Annotated in this window: 15 protein-coding genes; 9 read left to right on the top strand and 6 right to left on the bottom strand. The window is 55.2% G+C overall.

Annotation, left to right across the window (positions count from 1 at the left end; all coding sequences use genetic code 11):
- Window positions 1-9 precede the first annotated feature (9 nt).
- The 3 genes from IEW65_RS08910 to IEW65_RS08900 are packed head-to-tail and all read left to right on the top strand — an operon-like array spanning window position 10 to window position 5,251.
- Entirely contained in the window at window positions 10-2,634 is a 2,625-nt protein-coding gene (locus IEW65_RS08910; protein ID WP_188639126.1) for an ATP-binding protein, read from the top strand.
- Window positions 2,631-4,388: an EAL domain-containing response regulator gene (locus IEW65_RS08905; protein WP_188639125.1), complete on the top strand. Its 1,758-nt coding sequence runs from the start codon at window positions 2,631-2,633 to the stop codon at window positions 4,386-4,388. The genes IEW65_RS08910 and IEW65_RS08905 overlap by 4 nt, the downstream gene beginning before the upstream one ends.
- Window positions 4,388-5,251, top strand: a complete 864-nt coding sequence (locus tag IEW65_RS08900) for a MurR/RpiR family transcriptional regulator (protein ID WP_188639124.1) — start codon at window positions 4,388-4,390, stop codon at window positions 5,249-5,251. The genes IEW65_RS08905 and IEW65_RS08900 overlap by 1 nt, the downstream gene beginning before the upstream one ends.
- A gap of 12 nt (window positions 5,252-5,263) precedes the next feature.
- Here the strand turns inward: IEW65_RS08900 and IEW65_RS08895 are convergent, their stop codons facing one another.
- On the bottom strand, window positions 5,264-5,623 hold the full coding sequence (locus tag IEW65_RS08895) for a RidA family protein (protein WP_188639123.1): 360 nt from the start codon (window positions 5,621-5,623) through the stop codon (window positions 5,264-5,266).
- An 81-nt stretch (window positions 5,624-5,704) separates the two neighbouring features.
- A complete protein-coding gene (locus IEW65_RS08890) occupies window positions 5,705-6,181 on the bottom strand; it encodes an Lrp/AsnC family transcriptional regulator (protein ID WP_188639122.1) in 477 nt (158 codons plus the stop codon).
- 249 nt (window positions 6,182-6,430) lie between these two features.
- Here IEW65_RS08890 and IEW65_RS08885 point away from each other — a divergent pair, with 249 nt between their 5' ends.
- Complete coding sequence (locus IEW65_RS08885) at window positions 6,431-8,116, top strand: 2-isopropylmalate synthase (RefSeq protein ID WP_188639121.1); 1,686 nt, start codon at window positions 6,431-6,433, stop codon at window positions 8,114-8,116.
- On the opposite strand, the gene IEW65_RS08880 is transcribed toward IEW65_RS08885, so the two are convergent.
- A complete protein-coding gene (locus IEW65_RS08880; RefSeq protein ID WP_188639120.1) occupies window positions 8,117-8,458 on the bottom strand; it encodes a TraR/DksA family transcriptional regulator in 342 nt (113 codons plus the stop codon).
- Between the two features lie 66 nt (window positions 8,459-8,524).
- Here IEW65_RS08880 and IEW65_RS08875 point away from each other — a divergent pair, with 66 nt between their 5' ends.
- Window positions 8,525-9,721, top strand: coding sequence for an MFS transporter (locus IEW65_RS08875; RefSeq protein WP_188639119.1), 1,197 nt, complete (start codon window positions 8,525-8,527; stop codon window positions 9,719-9,721).
- Here the strand turns inward: IEW65_RS08875 and IEW65_RS08870 are convergent.
- Window positions 9,714-10,568, bottom strand: a complete 855-nt coding sequence (locus IEW65_RS08870; RefSeq protein WP_188639118.1) for a universal stress protein — start codon at window positions 10,566-10,568, stop codon at window positions 9,714-9,716. The two genes, IEW65_RS08875 and IEW65_RS08870, sit on opposite strands and share 8 nt — an antisense overlap.
- Window positions 10,569-10,756: 188 nt before the next feature.
- Here IEW65_RS08870 and IEW65_RS08865 point away from each other — a divergent pair, with 188 nt between their 5' ends.
- Genes IEW65_RS08865 through IEW65_RS08855 form a run of 3 tightly spaced genes read left to right on the top strand, consistent with a single transcriptional unit; the run spans window position 10,757 to window position 12,508 of the window.
- The gene (locus IEW65_RS08865) at window positions 10,757-11,134 is read left to right on the top strand and encodes a fluoride efflux transporter FluC (RefSeq protein ID WP_188639117.1); all 378 of its coding nucleotides are present in this window, start codon (window positions 10,757-10,759) and stop codon (window positions 11,132-11,134) included.
- Window positions 11,135-11,147: 13 nt separating this feature from the next.
- Window positions 11,148-11,552, top strand: a complete 405-nt coding sequence (gene crcB / locus IEW65_RS08860; RefSeq protein ID WP_188639116.1) for a fluoride efflux transporter CrcB — start codon at window positions 11,148-11,150, stop codon at window positions 11,550-11,552.
- Entirely contained in the window at window positions 11,552-12,508 is a 957-nt protein-coding gene (locus tag IEW65_RS08855; protein ID WP_188639455.1) for an arsenic resistance protein, read from the top strand. Before crcB ends, IEW65_RS08855 begins: the two co-directional genes overlap by 1 nt.
- A 52-nt stretch (window positions 12,509-12,560) precedes the next feature.
- Here the strand turns inward: IEW65_RS08855 and IEW65_RS08850 are convergent, their stop codons facing one another.
- Both IEW65_RS08850 and IEW65_RS08845 read right to left on the bottom strand, forming a co-directional pair.
- Window positions 12,561-13,418, bottom strand: coding sequence for a universal stress protein (locus IEW65_RS08850; protein ID WP_188639115.1), 858 nt, complete (start codon window positions 13,416-13,418; stop codon window positions 12,561-12,563).
- A gap of 19 nt (window positions 13,419-13,437) precedes the next feature.
- Entirely contained in the window at window positions 13,438-14,928 is a 1,491-nt protein-coding gene (locus IEW65_RS08845) for a SulP family inorganic anion transporter (RefSeq protein ID WP_188639114.1), read from the bottom strand.
- 515 nt (window positions 14,929-15,443) lie between these two features.
- Between IEW65_RS08845 and IEW65_RS08840 the strand changes: the two genes are divergently transcribed.
- On the top strand, window positions 15,444-16,460 hold the full coding sequence (locus tag IEW65_RS08840; protein WP_188639113.1) for an isocitrate dehydrogenase: 1,017 nt from the start codon (window positions 15,444-15,446) through the stop codon (window positions 16,458-16,460).
- Window positions 16,461-16,500: the final 40 nt, after the last annotated feature.

The following is a 16,500-nucleotide window of genomic DNA, read 5'->3' as shown; positions in this document are numbered from 1 at the left end:
GGAAACGCCATGCAAGCCGCCGATCTACCGGATAATGAATCACAGCGCCTGACGGCCTTGCATGCATTACGAATTCTCGACACGCCTATCGATGACGCTTTTGAGCGGCTGACACAGCTCGCCTGTGACCTGTTTGATGTGCCCACCGCGCTGGTGTCGCTGGTGGATAAAGAGCGCCAGTGGTTTAAGTCTCATACCGGATTAGACGCTTGTGAAACCAATCGGGAAGTGTCTTTTTGTGCCCATGCCGTGGCCTCAAACACGCCGCTAGTGATTGAAAATACCGGCAGTGACCCACGCTTTGCCGACAACCCGTTAGTAAAAGGCATGCCCCATATTCGCTTTTACGCGGGGTATCCACTAAGACCCACTGACGAACTGGCCGTCGGCACGCTGTGTTTGATTAGTGACCAGCCTCGTGATTTCTCAGCGCGGGACATGAAGATCCTGGAAAGCCTAGCGGGCCAAGTGGACGAGCTGTTGCGCCAACACCAAATGCGCTACGCCCTTTCACAAACCACCCGCCGCTATGAAGCGCTGTTTAATGAAAGTGCCACCGGAATCGTACGCATTGACTGCGCAGGCAATGTTCTCAGCATTAATGCTTTTGCCTTAACAATGCTCGGCTATACAAAGCAGGAAGTCGTCGGCAACAACGTTGCGATGCTAACGCCGCCTCCGATTCGCGTGGAACACGACCACTTTATCGAGCGTTTCTTGGCGGGCAACGCCCCCAAGGTGATTGGTCGTGGGCGTGAAGTCGATGCTTTACATAAAGACGGCCGTTTAATCCCCGTCCATCTGGCCGTGAACGCCATACACAATGAACAAGAGGAGGTGGTTGAGTTTCTGGGCATACTGACGAACCTAAGTGATGTCTACAACGCTAACCACCGTATGCACAAAGAGCAGAGCCTGCTTAAGGTGCTGCATCAAGGAATCACCGATTACCAAGCGCTCATGTCCGGTGAACAGCTGTGGACATTTTTAATGGAAGCGTTGCGCGAGCTGACCGACAGTGACTACGCTCTCATTGGCGAAGTGTTGCCAACAGAGACAACTAACGCACTGAAAATTCACGCCATTACGGATCTATCCTGGAACGAAGAGTCGCGCCATTTAATGGAAATGCTGCGCAGCGGTGATATGACGCTGACCAACCCCGACTCGCTGCTTGGCCGCGTGTTCGCTTACGGTGATGTGATGATCACCGACGACGTGTATCACCATGCCAAGCGCGGCGGATTCCCGCCAGGCCACCCTCCTATCGATAACTACCTGGGTGCCCCTATTTTCAGCGGTGACAAATTAATTGGCATGTTCGCCATTGCCAACAGCAAGCAGCCCATCAGTCAGGCACTGCTGGACTGGCTGCAGCCGTTTACCGATACCTGTGCACTGCTGATCAATCTGTATCGACAAATGGCCGAGCGTGAACAGGTGACCCAAGATCTCGCCACCGCTCGAGACCAAGCCGAAAAAGCCAATAAGGCGAAGAGCGAGTTCCTCTCCTCGATGAGCCATGAACTGCGCACGCCGCTCAATGCCATTATTGGGTTTGCGCAGCTGCTGGGCAAAGGGCGACGCGACCCACTCAGCGAGAAGCAGCAGCGTCAGGTGAGCCAGATTGAGAAAAGCGGCCAGCACCTGTTGAGCCTGATTAACGAAGTGCTCGATTTAGCAAAAATTGAGTCTGGGCATATGACGCTGTCCATCGAACCCATCGCGATTGAAGGCGTGATTGAGGATGCCTGCAGCACCTTAGAAGCCAATATTTGCGCTGCCGGGCTAACACTCAAGCGCCAGCCTTTATTAACCCCCTGGCGAGTGGCCGCAGACTACACGCGCACGAAGCAGGTACTGCTCAACCTGCTTTCCAATGCCATCAAATATAACCGCCCCCAAGGCTCTATCCACATCGCTGTCGACCAGCAAGGCAGCGAGCTGTGTATCCGCGTTACCGACTCTGGGTATGGCATTGCCCCTGAGCGCCAGCATGAGCTTTTCGAGCCTTTTAACCGTTTGGATGCGGAGCATGGCACCATTGAAGGCACGGGGATTGGGCTAGCCATCACCCGTGAATTGATTGAGCGCATGCAAGGCAGCATTGGTGTTACCAGCACACCCGGGCACGGTGCGACCTTCTGGTTCACGCTACCACTCACCGACGTTAGCGCCCCGAATGACACCAAAGCCGCGCATGCGCCTACGATGGCCACGTCTGACAAACACGATTACCGCCTGCTCTACATTGAAGATAACCCTACCAATCAGCGCCTGATGGAAGACATTATTGAGGGCTTCCCTGAGCTACAGCTGCAAACGGTGACCAGTGCAGAACTAGGGCTTGAGATCATGCGTCACTCACCGCCTGATCTTGTTCTTATGGATATCCACCTGCCCGGCATGAATGGCTACCAAGCGCTGCATGTGATTCAGCAGGATGAGTACTTACAGAAAATCCCGGTGGTTGCGCTCTCTGCGAATGCTATGGAGCGCGATAAAACCCATGGTTTAGCCGCCGGATTTGCCGATTACCTGACCAAGCCGATTGATATCGACCAGCTTTTTGCGACGCTGAACCGCTATATCTCGGCAGTACCCGCACCAGACACACCAAGGAAGGCACCATGACGTTTATGACCAAACACCTGCTCGTTGTGGATGACAACAGCATCAACGTCGAGCTACTGCTTGATCTTCTAGACGATCATGGTTTTGACAATGTGCATGGGCTCAGCGACCCCCGTCAGGTGCTGCCCCACTGCCAGCAAGCTTTACCAGACTTGATTTTGCTCGATATCCGTATGCCCTACTTAGACGGCTACGGCGTGATAGAGCAGCTGCAGGGCGCATTTGCCGAACAAACCCCACCGATTATCGTACTCACGGCACAAATCGATGACGAAACCCGCCACCAGGCTCTGAGCCTGGGCGTGCGGGATTTTTTGACCAAGCCTTTTAAACACGATGAAGTGCTGCAACGCATTCGCAATACCCTCAGTGTTGAGCATCGCTATCAGGTGCGCGACAAGCAAGCCGAAACCCTGGAGCAAATGGTCGCCAAGCGTACCGAAGAGTTAGACCATCAGTCGCGGACCGACCCCATTACGCAGCTTCCCAATCGCCGAGCGCTGACCCAGCATCTCGCAGAGGCGGCTCAGCAGGGCCGCCCAACGGGGCTTTTGTTTATTGCGCTGGACCACCTAGACGATGTCGTGCGCTTGCACGGCTACGGTATTGCCGACCAACTGATGGTGCACATCAGCCACCGGCTCAACGCCCAGTTGGAGGCGGGCAGCACCCTCGGACTTTGGGGGGGCAGTGAGCTTCTGGTGATCACCCAAACAGCGGAGCTTAGCGAGCTGCGCCAGTTAGCGGCACGCCTGCTCAGCTGTTTTGAGCACGACCAAGCGCTGGGCGATCTTTTGCTTCCGCTGAACGCGCGGATTGGTATTAGTTGGTCTCAGGGGAATTTTAATACCGAACGGCTGGTACACATGGCCGCGTTGGCGCTTCCACAAAGCGGCTCGCTGCGGCTGCAAAGCTATAATGAAACTCTGGAAAACCAACAGCGCCATCGGCTGCACCTTCAGCAGGCGGTGCGCGGCGCAACCCAACGCGGGGAAATGTCGTTGGCATTTCAACCCAAGCTGTCGCTCGCCACCCAGCGAGTGATTGGCGCGGAAGCGCTATTGCGCTGGCACCACCCAGAGCTCGGCCACGTCTCACCAGGTGATTTCATTCCTCTGGCAGAGGCCAGTGGTGATATCCTCTCGATTGGTGAGTGGGTATTAGAAGAAGCCATGCGCTATATTGCCTCCTGGCGAAAACAGGGGCTACTGGACGATGATTTCCATATCGCGGTGAACGTCGCCGCACGTCAGCTAGCGCGAAAGGACTTTGCAGAAAATTTATTAGCACGCCTGGCAAAACATGGCATTCCAGAGCGTTTTTTTGCACTGGAAGTCACTGAGTCGGGGCTGCTGAGCGATATGCACAATGCGCGTATTCAGTTGGCGCAACTGGCCGAGGTGAACATTGCCGTGGCCATTGATGACTTTGGCACCGGGCACTCGTCACTGGCCTACGTTAAAACACTGCCTTTTTCGACGCTCAAAATTGACCGCGCCTTTGTGATGGATCTGGAAAAAGACGCGGTGGACCGCCACTTAGCGCTCACCATTACCCAATTAGCCCATGCGGTGGGCTGCGATGTGGTGGCAGAAGGGATTGAAACCGCCGCACAGGCCGACTACTTACGTTCAATTGGTTGCGAAGCCGCACAAGGGTATTACTATGCTCGTCCGCTGCCTGCCGACGAGTTTTATCGCTGGTGCACGGACTGGACACCTCACACACCTAACGCTTGCCACGGAGTCAGTTAATGGCGCATGACCTGCTAGACCGCTTACGGGAACGCTTGGAAGAGTTGAATCGCTCTGAGCGTAAAGTCGCAAACGTCATCTTGGAAGACCCCGCAGCGGCCACCAGCCTGAGCATCGCAAGCCTAGCCCAAGCCGCGAGCGTCAGCGAACCTACCGTTAATCGGTTCTGCCGTAACTTCGGCGCGAAAGGCTACCCTGACTTCAAAATCAAACTGGCCCAAAGCCTGGCAGGCGGCACGCCCTATGTCACCCGGGCCGTTGAGCCAGGCGATACCGCCACCCAGTACACCCATAAAATCTTTGGGGCGACCATTGCCGCGCTGGATGAAGCGCAGCGAGAAGTAGACATGGCCGCCGTTGAGCGAATGGTTGATTACCTGACGCAAGCCAAGCAGATTCACTTTTTCGGGCTAGGCGCGTCAGGCGCTGTAGCGCAAGATGCGCAGCATAAGTTTTTCCGCTTTAACCTGCCGGTCATGGCGTATGTGGACGTGCTGATGCAGCGCATGGTGGCCGCCGCCTGCCACACCGGCGATGTGGTGGTGATTATTTCCTACACAGGCCGCACCCGGGAACTGGTCGATATTGCCAAAGTAGCCAGGGAAGCAGGGGCGGTGGTACTGGGCATTACTGCCCCTCACTCTCCGCTTTCGCGAGAGTGTACCGCCACGCTGGAAGTCGCCACACCAGAAGACACCGACCACTACATGCCGATGACGTCCCGAGTGATTCAGCTCACTTTGATTGATGCGCTCGCTACCGGCGTAACGCTTAGGCGCGGCGAAGACTTTCTGCCGCACCTGAAGAAAATCAAAGACAGCCTACGCGATACCCGCTTTCCAGCGGAAAAACCCGCTAAATAAGCACGGTTGCGATTACGCATCCACCGCGGTGGTAACCGTAATTTCTACTTTTAACTCGTCAGCCGGCATCGGCGCACATACACAGGTGCGTGCCGGTGCGTAGCCTTCCGGCACCCAGGCATCCCATACCTCGTTCATCGCCGCGAAATCGCTGCCATCTTTCAAGTAGATGGTGGCGCTTAATAGTTGTTCACGGCTGGAACCGATCTCTTTTAGCAGCGCATCTACCCGTGCCAGCATGCTCTCAGTTTGCGCTTTGATATCGCCGTGGCGCGCCTCAGGGCCCGCCACCTGACCACACAGATAGGCAACGCCCTGATGAATCACAGCGCGACTCATGCGGGCTTTTGTATCATGACGCTGAATACTCATAGATCAATCTCCTAGTTAGATATAAAAAGCCAGTGTAAACCGCCACCAAGTCACTGCCTATGCTTCGTTCGCCAGTCAGCATTAGGTAGGCACAGGGCGGTGCTCAAACACGCGGCGCAATACGAAGCTCGTATGGGCTCCAGTGACCCCTTCGATGCGGTTGATCACATGCAGCAGCAGGTGCTGGTAATCATCCATGTCTTTCACCAGAATTTTGAGCTGAAAATCGGCGGCTTGCCCGGTAATGATCAAGCACTCCACCACGTTGGGAATAGTGCGAATGTGACGCTCAAAGTTATCAAAGCGTTCGGGGGTGTGCTGGTCCATCGAGATATGCAGCAGCGCCATCAGCTGGTAGCCCAGCGGCCGCGCATCGACCACCGCCCGATACTGGGTAATCAAGCCATGCTCCTCTAGCGCCCTCACTCGCCTTAAACACGGCGATGGCGATAGCCCGATGCGCTCGGCGAGCTCCTGATTGCTGATACGCCCTTCTTGCTGCAGTACGTCCAGGATACGGCGGTCAAAACGATCCAGCGTTAAGGGTGTTGTCGCCATCTCAGCAGCTCCTACCAATATAAAATTATTTATTGATATATTCTGCCACTTATTTCCGATAAAGCCACATTTTCGCAATAACCTTTCGCGGCACTTTGCGTAGACTGTCTTTACTGTCACAAGCAGCCCTCGATTGACGCCTTACCCAGGCGTCCCTCTAACGCTCCTCCTACCCCGGAAGAGCACGCTCAAGCGGCTTGCGCCACAAGCGGCCGCCCTAAACAACTTAACGTTTTCAGGAAATTCACCATGCCTGCTTTTGATCATCGCAAATATCGTCCAGCCCCACGTGTGCCCGCGTTCAATCGCCAGTGGCCGGACCGGGAGCTTACTCAAGCACCTATTTGGGTTAGCGAAGACCTACGCGATGGCAACCAGGCCCTGCTAGAGCCAATGACGGTGGCGCAAAAGCAGCGCTTTTGGCACCAGATCATCAAGGTCGGCATCAAGGAAGTCATGGTGGGTTTTCCCTCTGCTAGCCAGCCGGATTACGACTTCGTACGCTGGCTGATCGAAGAGGACCAAATTCCTGACGACGTGACTATTGCCGTGCTCGTGCAGTGCCGCGAGCACCTGATCGAGAAAACGTTTGCCTCACTGGTAGGCGTCAAACGCGCCATTATTCACCTGTACAACTCCACCTCGACCATACAGCGGGAGCGAGTATTCGAGATGGACCGCGACGGGATTACCGATATTGCCGTGCAAGGGGCGACCTGGGTCAAGACCTACGCTGCGCAATATCCGGATGTCGATTGGCGCTTCCAGTATTCGCCGGAGAGCTTCTCCAGCACGGAGATCGACTTTTCGCTGGCCATTTGCGAAGCAGTGATGGATATCTGGCAACCCACGCCTGATAACAAGTGCATTCTTAACCTGCCTACCACCGTGGAAGTGGCTGGGCCACACCACCACGCTGACCAAATTGAGTACTTCTGCCAGCACATTAGCCGCCGCGACAGCGTGATTATTTCTGTTCACACCCATAATGATCGTGGCGGTGCCGTGGCCTCGGCTGAGCTTGCGCTGTTAGCGGGTGCCGACCGGGTAGAAGGGACGCTGCTTGGCAACGGTGAACGCACCGGCAATATGGATATTGTCACCCTGGCCATGAACCTTTATAGCCAAGGCATTGACCCACAGCTGGATCTTTCCCACCCGGATGAGATCATTCACGTGGTGCATGAGTGTACCGGCATTGCCATTCATCCCCGCCACCCTTGGGTGGGCGAAATGGTCTACACCGCCTTTTCCGGCAGTCACCAGGATGCGATTCGCAAATCGCTCAAACACCAAACGCCGGACGAACCCTGGCAAGTGGCCTATCTGCCCATCGACCCCCACGATATTGGCCGGGACTATCAAGCGGTCATTCGGGTGAACAGCCAGTCGGGCAAAGGTGGCATGGCCTTCCTGCTAGAGCGCGACTACGGCATTAACCTGCCACGCTGGATGATGCTGGCACTCGCCCCCTACGTGCAGCAGGAGAGCGAGCGTCGTAACAGCGAACTTTCCAGCGAAATGATTCGCCAAGTGATGTTTGACCATTTCTCCCATGATGCCCCGCTAGCGCTGGCCGATTACCGGCTTTCAAAAGGGCAGCAAGAAGGGATCGATATGACCCTGTGGCAAGGCGCAGAAACGCTGCGTTTATCCGGCACGGGCAATGGTGCCATGTCGTCGTTCACCGACGCCTGGAAGAAGCATACTGGCACCCACGTGGCCATTCTGGATTACAGCGAGCACTCGCTGGGCGGCGACAGTGAAGCCAATGCCATTGCGTTTGTGCAGCTCAACATTGATGGCCAGCGGGTGTGTGCCGTGGCGGAAGATAGCGACACGGTGAGCGCGTCGCTTAAAGCGGTACTCTCAGGGATTAATGCCGTTCAGCCAGCGCTCGCCAGCCCCAGTGAGGTGAGTGCTGTAGACACATAATCACTCTGCACACTCAATGCATTTGAGCACTAGCGGGTCCCATGTTAGGCGTTTGGCACCAATCCACTCGCCGCACTCGATGCACTCACCGAAGTTCTGATGCTCAATACGCTGTAGCGCGCCGCTGATACGCCTAAGAGCCATTTGGCGGCGTTGCTCTTCTGCTTTGGCCATTGCTTGCCCCTGAAGCGCGTCCATACGGGAAAGGCGGCCGACTGAGGTTTGGTCAAGCACCACCGTCTCCCTGGATTCAGCACTGCTCTCGCTCTCTTCTTTCAGCCTTACCTGCATGTCATACAGCGTTTGCTTAACCGCTGGGATGTCAATCTCGGGATGATTCATCTTATCCTCCTGATACCCTACAATACTTAGCAAATTAACCAAATATTTGCGAAGGAATGCTGCGCCATGGGCTACCGGACTCTATTGCGCGAGCACCGTAGCGTGCTTGGAATCGCTTTTTTAGCCATGTTCAGCTCCAGCCTTGGGCAAAGCTACTTCATTGGCTTGTTTCAAGCGCCGCTATCGGCCCATCTAGGCCTGAGTGCCGGGCAGTTTGGCACCGCTTATGCAGTAGTCACATTGATCGCTGGTTTCTGCATGCTGCGCTTTGGCCCTTCCATTGACTGGGTCAACCCTCGTCGCTTTGCGATCATCGTATTAAGCCTGTTATTGACAGGCATTGTCTTGCTGACGCTCTCACCCTGGTGGTGGCTGGGCATCGTAGGCCTGGGCATCGTGCGGCTATGCGGCCAAGGGATGCTAACCCACCTGGGCAATACCCTAGCCGCCAGAGAGTTCACCACGCTGCGTGGCCGCGCCATTGGGCTTGCTAATCTTGGTATTCCGCTAGGGGAGGCTTTACTTCCCCCTCTCGTAGCTGCGGCTCTGGTGTGGACAAGCTGGAGCATTGTCTGGTGGTCACTGAGCGGCATCCTAGCGTGCCTTTGGCTATTACTACTGATGATGGCTCCTTGGCCCAAGGCACCCGGCAGTAAACCCACGCCCAAAACACCCCAAGGGCCACGCCCGTTTCACGACCCGCGCTTTTGGCGCTTACTGCCGTTATTAATGGCATTACCGATCACCATGACGGGCCTCTTTATTTACCAAACCCAGCTTACTGCATCGCTCGATAGCACGCTCACTGTCTACGCCTTGGCACTTACCGGCATGGGACTAGCGAAATTACCCGGTGCACTGCTAGGCGGTCGATGGGTCGATAAACTAGGGCCGGTGGCACTCGCCCGGGTGTATCTACTGCCCTACGTGCTGGCAATGGTGATGGCCGTGACGGTAGGTGGCCATGTGAGCGTATGGGCTTTAATGGTCGGCGGCGGTTTAGCCATGGGCGCACAAGAGCTGATTGCTTCTGGGTTAATGATCAAGCTTTGGGGAACTGAGCACTTTGGTCGTGTACGCTCTTCACTTAGCGCTGCGATGGTGTTTTCCACCGGCATCGCCCCTGCCGTACTCGGCACTGCCATCAGTGCTGGCGTGCCGTTTCATTCCCTGTTGCTCGCCATGCTGGCCTTTATTGTGATGGGTTGGCTACTCGCCCAAGGCGTATTGAGCGAGGCCAATCACGCACCGGACGTCACCTAAGAATCAACACTGGCAAATGGGCATTACGCAGCATCGCCGTGGTGGTGCTGCCCACCAGCAAATGACGAATGCGCGAGTGGCCGTAAGCCCCCATCACTAACAGGTCAATATTCTTTTCTTGTTTATAGGCACGCAGGGTTTCTTCTACTTCCCCCGCACGAATAGCGCCTTCAGCTTGGTGACCAGCGCCCTTTAGCGTCTCGGTGGCCCACTGTAACTGCGAGCGGTTCTCTGCGGTTTCTGCGCCTACAATCACCACGTGACACTCAGCGCCCTCGAACAGCGGGCTTTTCGCCAGCATTTCCACGCCTTTGCGCGCTGTTTTGCTACCATCAAACGCCATCAGTATGCGTTTAGGCGGAGTGAACGCTCTTGGCACCATCAAGATAGGCCGGTGCAGCTCGCGCACCACACGCTCAAGGTTGGAACCTAAATGACCGCTGGATTGATGGGCCGTTTCTCCTCGCTTGCCTACCACCAACAGGCGGATCTCTTTTTCGTGTTCGGCCAAGGTATCCACAAGAGTGCCATTGCGCTGCATGCAGGGAGGCTCTGAAAACCCGGCTGCCTCACTTCGCGCTTTGGCGGCATCCAACATTAAACGCCCCTGCTCGCGGGCGAGTTTTCCGCGCTGCTCTTCAATGTCCGAAAGCTGTTCCAACAAGTGCTCTCGGGTGCCTAGGCCAAGATGGCCTGTGAGGTCAGGTTCTGCGACCTGGGCGTGATTATCGACGGTGTGCAGAAAACGCAGCGGAGCAGAGAGCGCCGTGGCTGCCCAAACCGCATAGTCACACACACTTTCTGAGTAGTGAGAACCATCAATGGCTGCTAATACGTAATCAGACATACGGACTTCTCCTTGAGCGGGTGCATCAGTCGTTATCATTATTCTGACTTCTTTTGTACACGAAGAGATTGATCAGCAACACCGTTAGCGTCTGCTTTTTTGCTCGCCTACCACCTTCTGGGCTCCTCCCGCTGCGGTGTTACACTTAGCCGCCTAGCGATTTTCACCAACACAGAGCGAGGCGTGATATGGGACACGGGATCACTAGCGTCGTACTTGTCGCCTTGGGCGGCGCACTGGGCGGTATGGCCCGCTTTGCCGTCTCCAATGCCATGGCCCATTTACTGGGTAAAGTCTTCCCGTGGGGCACGCTGCTTGTGAATGCCAGCGGTGCGTTTCTTGCTGGAGGGTTGCTAGGCGTTTACGGCGTGCCTAACGCACAGCCGTTTTGGCTATTTGCGATAGCGGGCCTGCTCGGTGGCTATACCACGGTGTCATCGTTTAGCTTGCAGACTCTTGAGCTGTTCCAGCGCGGCCAAGCGTATCGTGCAGCGCTCAATATGGGGGCGACGCTGCTGTTAGGCATCGCCATGGCAGCGCTAGGCTGGTGGTTGGCCCAAGGTTAGAAAGGAGCCCTTGATGAGCATTAACGTCTATCTCGCCGTTGGCCTTGGCAGCGCTATGGGTAGCGTGCTGCGCTATAGCGTCTCGCTAGCTTCAATGGCAATGCTAGGTAGCCACTTCCCCTGGGGAACATTATTGGTAAACGTGTTGGGTTCCTGCCTCATCGGCTGGCTAGCCGCGAAAACATCCCGCATACCCCATGGCAAGCTGGCACGCCATCAACCGCTTCTGATGGCAGGTTTCTGCGGCGGCTTCACCACCTTCTCACTCTTTAGCCTTGAAACGCTGCACTTGACGCAGCAGGGCAGCCTAGGGCTGGCGCTGTTTTATGCTGTAGGCAGCTTACCGCTGTGCGTAGCCGCCGCCTGGATGGGCGAGCGCTTGGCCTTTTTTAAACCAACCAGTGGCCTAAGCTCTTGATACGCGCACAGCTCGAACAACAGCAGTCATGGATTTATCTGGCGTTTATCGCGCTCGGGCTTTGCCTTGGCCTACTGGCTCCAGAACCAATGGCAGCGTTTGAGCAGGCGCTATGGCCGCTACTCGGCATATTGCTTTACGCAACCTTTACGCAAATACCGCTGCTGAGAGTCAAACAAGGGTTTCAAGACCGACGCTTTATGGCGGCACTATTGGTGGGTAATTTTATCGTTATTCCCGCGTTACTGGGGGTAGGGGTATTGTGGCTGCCGTTACCAGCGCCTGTGCTTGCGGGTATCCTGATGGTGCTACTTATGCCCTGCACCGATTGGTTTATTAGCTTTACCCACCTAGGCAAAGGCGATACGGCGCGCGCCATAGCCGCGACGCCACTGTTACTGCTCGTACAAATGGTCGCGCTACCCGCCTACCTGTGGCTATTTCTAGGCAGCGAATGGCTGCATTTAACGCTGTCACCCGCGCTATTGGGCGCTTCGCTGGGGTTAATAGTACTCCCCTTACTGCTAGCTTGGTTAACCGAATACGCAGCGCAAAGCCATCCAACCGTAAAGCGGGCTGCCCACGCGCTGGGGCTTATGCCGGTACCGCTACTGGCCTGTGTGTTGTTGATCATAGCGGCTACTCAGGTAACCCAAGTACTGGCGATGCGCCAACTGCTCTGGCAAACGATAGTGATCTTCCTGGCCTTTTTAATCGTCGCAGCGCTATTGGGCAAAGGGCTTGGCCAGCTATTCAAACTCTCCCCCGCCAGCGCCCGCACGTTGGTATTTAGCTTCGGCACTCGCAACTCGTTCGTCATGCTGCCCATTGCTCTCACCCTGCCCCATGGCTGGCAGGCTGCCGTCGTTGTGATCGTTTGCCAATCACTGGTGGAGCTCTTTGGCATGGTGGCCTTTATTCGTTGGGTACCAGGTAGTTTGCTACGTGGCCCATAAAAAGCGCCAGCCCTAGGGCTGGCGCAATGATAGGTCGAGACTAGCCGCTCACTCAGCGCAGTATCAGCACCGGTACTCGGCTGCTGCGCAGCATCGACGTTGTCGTGCTACCGACTAGTAAATGGCGAATGCGTGAATGCCCGTAGGCTCCCATCACTAGCAGATCGATGTTGTTTTCTTGCTCATACGTTTGCAAGGCATCATCCACTTCCCCTGCGCGAATTGCTCCTTCCGCATGGTGTCCAGACTCGCGTAAGGTACTGAGCGCCCATGCCAACTCGCTTCGATGCTCGGCAGTGTCTGAGCCCACAATTAGCACATGGCAGGTTGACCCAGTAAATAAAGGCGAACGGGCCAGCATCTCCACTCCCTTTCGGGCGGTTTTGCTGCCATCAAAGGCAATCAATACGTTCTCTGGACGCTTAAAGGCTTTTGGCACCATCAAAATCGGGCGGTGCATTTCGCGCACTACCCGCTCTAGGTTAGAGCCCAGATGCCCACTGGCCTGGTGAGCGGTTTCACCACGCTTACCCACCACTAGCAGGCGAACGTCTTTTTCCAGCTCTACCAGCGTTTCCACTAACGTGCCGTTTAACTGGCGGGTAGCGGGGTTGCTCACCCCGTCTTCCAACGCCCTAGCCTTAGCCGCTTCCAGCATCAGCTTGCCTTGTTCACGGTTTACCCTGGCACGTTGCTCATCAAGTGCTGAGAGCTCTTCCATTAGTTTTTCGCGGGCACCGAAGCGCAGGCTACCGGATAAATTTTGCTCTCCGGGTGCCTCAGAATGATTATCCACTACGTGCACAAAGCTCAAAGGTGCATCAAGAGCCAGGCTTGCCCAGGCGGCGTAGTCACAAACGCCTTCGGCGAATTGGGAGCCGTCAATGGCGGCGAGTACGTGTTCAGTCATGTTGTTCTCCTTGCCTGGCTTAGTGGCCACCCATCAGTTTTTCAACGGCTTCTGGGTCATTGTGAACGGCGTAGCGATCCACCACAGTGGCACTTGCTTCACTCAAGCCCACTAGGTCTACCTCGGTGCCTTCGCGGCGGAACTTGATCACAACACGGTCAAGCGCCTGAACGGCGGTCACATCCCAAAAGTGCGCTTTCGACAAATCAATGGTGATCTTGTCGACACTCTCTTTGAAATCGAACGCGGCCATAAAACGCTCAGATGAGGCAAAAAACACTTGTCCCACCACCTGATACTCACGCTCTTTACCAGCCTCTACCTCTTTTGAACCGACGTACATGATGTTGCCGACTTTATTGGCAAAGAACAGTGCTGCTAACAGCACACCTACAAAGACACCAATTGCCAGATTGTGGGTACCTACCGTGACGGCCACCGTTGCCAGCATAACGATGTTGGTGCTCACCGGGTGCTTTTTCAGGTCGCGAATGGACTCCCAGCTAAAAGTACCAATCGCCACCATGATCATCACTGCGACCAGCGCTGCCATGGGGATTTGCGATACCCAATCGGCTAAGAACACCACCATCATTAACAACACCACACCCGCAATCAGCGAGGATAAGCGCGTACGACCGCCCGATTTAATATTGATGACCGACTGACCAATCATCGCACAACCGGCCATACCGCCCATTAAACCGGCACCAATATTGGCGATGCCCTGACCTTTACACTCGCGATTTTTATCGCTGGACGTGTCGGTGAGGTCATCCACAATGGTGGCAGTCATCATCGACTCAAGCAGACCTACAACGGTAAGCATGATGGCGGTAGGGAAGATAATCATCAGCGTTTCAAGATTTAACGGTACGCTCGGCCATAAGAAAACGGGCAGTGTATCCGGCAGCTCACCCATATCGCCGACGCTGCGAATATCCATGCCGCTGATCATATACACGGCGGTGAGCACCACGATGCACACCAGGGGCGAAGGGATCGACTTACCAATCACCGGTAAATAGGGGAACAGGTAGATAATACCGAGGCCTGCCAGCGTCATGGCATACACATGCCACGTTACATTGGTGAGCTCTGGCAGCTGCGCCATGAAAATAAGAATGGCCAGAGCGTTCACAAACCCGGTCACTACCGAGCGAGAGACAAAGCGCATCAGCTCCGCTAGCTTTAAGTAACCCGCAATAATTTGCAGAACGCCAGTGAGCAATGTGGCCGCCAGCAGATACTCCAGGCCGTGCTCCCGCACCAGCGTTATCATCAGCAGCGCCATCGCCCCTGTCGCGGCAGAAATCATACCCGGGCGGCCGCCGGTAAAGGCGATAATCACCGCTATACAAAACGAGGCATAAAGCCCCACTTTTGGGTCTACACCGGCAATAATCGAAAAAGCGATCGCTTCAGGAATTAGTGCCAGCGCGACGACAACACCTGCGAGCGTATCGCCCTTAATATTAGAGAACCACTCATGCTTGCTGAAAAGTGCCATTCAGGGAGTCCATGGTTTGAGGTTTAAAGATATTGCGTGCCACAGCCGCACAAGGGCAGCAAATAAGCACTCATTAGTCATAGTTTGTCGGATGAAGGCTACCGAACGAAGACGCTAGCGCGTCGATAGCCAAATAACGGCAATGGGATGCCGCAGCGCCGGGATAACGCGAAGAGCGTTATGACGCTAAAAAAGAGAGGAAACCTAGGGCGGAGTCATCAGCCCTGGTGTGGGCAGAGCAATCGCTGCCATTGCATTGTTCATTAGCAATAAACCTTGCTGTTCTATTATCGTTTTTCAGACGAGGGGGGTGGCCGCTAAGTGCCTTGATCCTAAGTGCCTTGGTCGTCGTGAGCGCAGCATTCTATCAGTAAACGGGAAGCTTCGCACCCGCCAAACCTAGACGTTTAGACGATGACCTGCCCCCTAGGCTTGGCTTACCATGGCACTCAAAGGGCGGCCTAACCGCCGTTTCCTCGCCACTTTTTATCCTACCCAACGAGAGGACCCCGCACATGAGCCAAACAGTAGCAGTGATTAAAGGCGACGGCATCGGCCCGGAAATCATGGACGCCACCCTGCAAGTGCTAGACGCCCTGGAGTGCGGGCTAAATTACGAATTCATCGACGCGGGCTTGGTAGCACTCGACAAGCACGGCACGCTGATTCCTCAAGACTCGTTGGATGCCATTGAAAAGCACGGCATTGCCCTGAAAGGCCCGCTCACCACGCCAATCGGCAAAGGCTTTTCATCCATCAACGTGCAGTTGCGCCGCCACTTTGACCTGTATGCCAATGTACGCCCGGCGATTAGCTTTCCGGGCACGCGCTCCCGCTACGACGATATCGATATGATCACCGTCCGTGAGAATACCGAAGGCGCTTACCTCTCCGATGGCCAAGAGATGATCGACGACGGCAATACCGGCATCTCGATCATTAAAGTGACGCGTCAAGGCTCTGAGCGCATCGTGCGTTACGCCTTTGAGCTGGCTAAGCAGAACGGCCGCAAGAAGGTCACCGCTGTTCACAAGGCCAACATCATCAAAACCAGCTCTGGTCTGTTTTTAGAGGTTGCTCGTGAAATCGCCAGCGAATATCCCGAGATCGAATTTCAAGAAATGATCGTGGATAACGCCTGCATGCAGCTGGTTATGAACCCTCACCAGTTCGATGTTGTCGTAACCACGAATCTGTTTGGTGATATTCTTTCTGACCTATGCGCAGGCCTAGTGGGCGGCTTGGGTTTAGCGCCTGGGGCAAACATCGGCGAAAAAGCAGCGATTTTTGAAGCGGTACACGGCTCAGCGCCGGATATTGCAGGCAAAAAACTGGCCAACCCTTGCGCCTTGTTACTGGCAGCGGCCCAGATGCTTGACCACTTAGAGATGAATGAAAAAGGGGATGCTATCCGTCAGGGAATCCGCACAGTATTGGAGAGCCGCCGCGATATGGTCACTCCAGATATGGGCGGCACTGGCACGACTGACACCTTCGCTCAAGCGCTGGTGGAGCACCTGAAAAGCTCCTAGTAGATTCACGCAATAAATAGGTACATGCCTGCCTTGTTAC

The sequence above is a fragment of the Vreelandella lutescens genome, assembly GCF_014640815.1.
Classification (GTDB): Bacteria; Pseudomonadota; Gammaproteobacteria; order Pseudomonadales; family Halomonadaceae; genus Vreelandella; species Vreelandella lutescens.
Note: the sequence above shows the minus strand (reverse complement) of the source record. Positions and strands in the feature narration are given on the sequence as shown.

What these genes read in the sequence shown, in the direction of transcription:
- IEW65_RS08910 (WP_188639126.1), top strand. Translation starts at nt 10, where the DNA reads ATGCAAGCCGCCGATCTACCGGATAATGAATCACAGCGCCTGACGGCC.
- IEW65_RS08905 (WP_188639125.1), top strand. Translation starts at nt 2,631, where the DNA reads ATGACGTTTATGACCAAACACCTGCTCGTTGTGGATGACAACAGCATC.
- IEW65_RS08900 (WP_188639124.1), top strand. Translation starts at nt 4,388, where the DNA reads ATGGCGCATGACCTGCTAGACCGCTTACGGGAACGCTTGGAAGAGTTG.
- IEW65_RS08895 (WP_188639123.1), bottom strand. Translation starts at nt 5,623, where the DNA reads ATGAGTATTCAGCGTCATGATACAAAAGCCCGCATGAGTCGCGCTGTG.
- IEW65_RS08890 (WP_188639122.1), bottom strand. Translation starts at nt 6,181, where the DNA reads ATGGCGACAACACCCTTAACGCTGGATCGTTTTGACCGCCGTATCCTG.
- IEW65_RS08885 (WP_188639121.1), top strand. Translation starts at nt 6,431, where the DNA reads ATGCCTGCTTTTGATCATCGCAAATATCGTCCAGCCCCACGTGTGCCC.
- IEW65_RS08880 (WP_188639120.1), bottom strand. Translation starts at nt 8,458, where the DNA reads ATGAATCATCCCGAGATTGACATCCCAGCGGTTAAGCAAACGCTGTAT.
- IEW65_RS08875 (WP_188639119.1), top strand. Translation starts at nt 8,525, where the DNA reads ATGGGCTACCGGACTCTATTGCGCGAGCACCGTAGCGTGCTTGGAATC.
- IEW65_RS08870 (WP_188639118.1), bottom strand. Translation starts at nt 10,568, where the DNA reads ATGTCTGATTACGTATTAGCAGCCATTGATGGTTCTCACTACTCAGAA.
- IEW65_RS08865 (WP_188639117.1), top strand. Translation starts at nt 10,757, where the DNA reads ATGGGACACGGGATCACTAGCGTCGTACTTGTCGCCTTGGGCGGCGCA.
- crcB (WP_188639116.1), top strand. Translation starts at nt 11,148, where the DNA reads ATGAGCATTAACGTCTATCTCGCCGTTGGCCTTGGCAGCGCTATGGGT.
- IEW65_RS08850 (WP_188639115.1), bottom strand. Translation starts at nt 13,418, where the DNA reads ATGACTGAACACGTACTCGCCGCCATTGACGGCTCCCAATTCGCCGAA.
- IEW65_RS08845 (WP_188639114.1), bottom strand. Translation starts at nt 14,928, where the DNA reads ATGGCACTTTTCAGCAAGCATGAGTGGTTCTCTAATATTAAGGGCGAT.
- IEW65_RS08840 (WP_188639113.1), top strand. Translation starts at nt 15,444, where the DNA reads ATGAGCCAAACAGTAGCAGTGATTAAAGGCGACGGCATCGGCCCGGAA.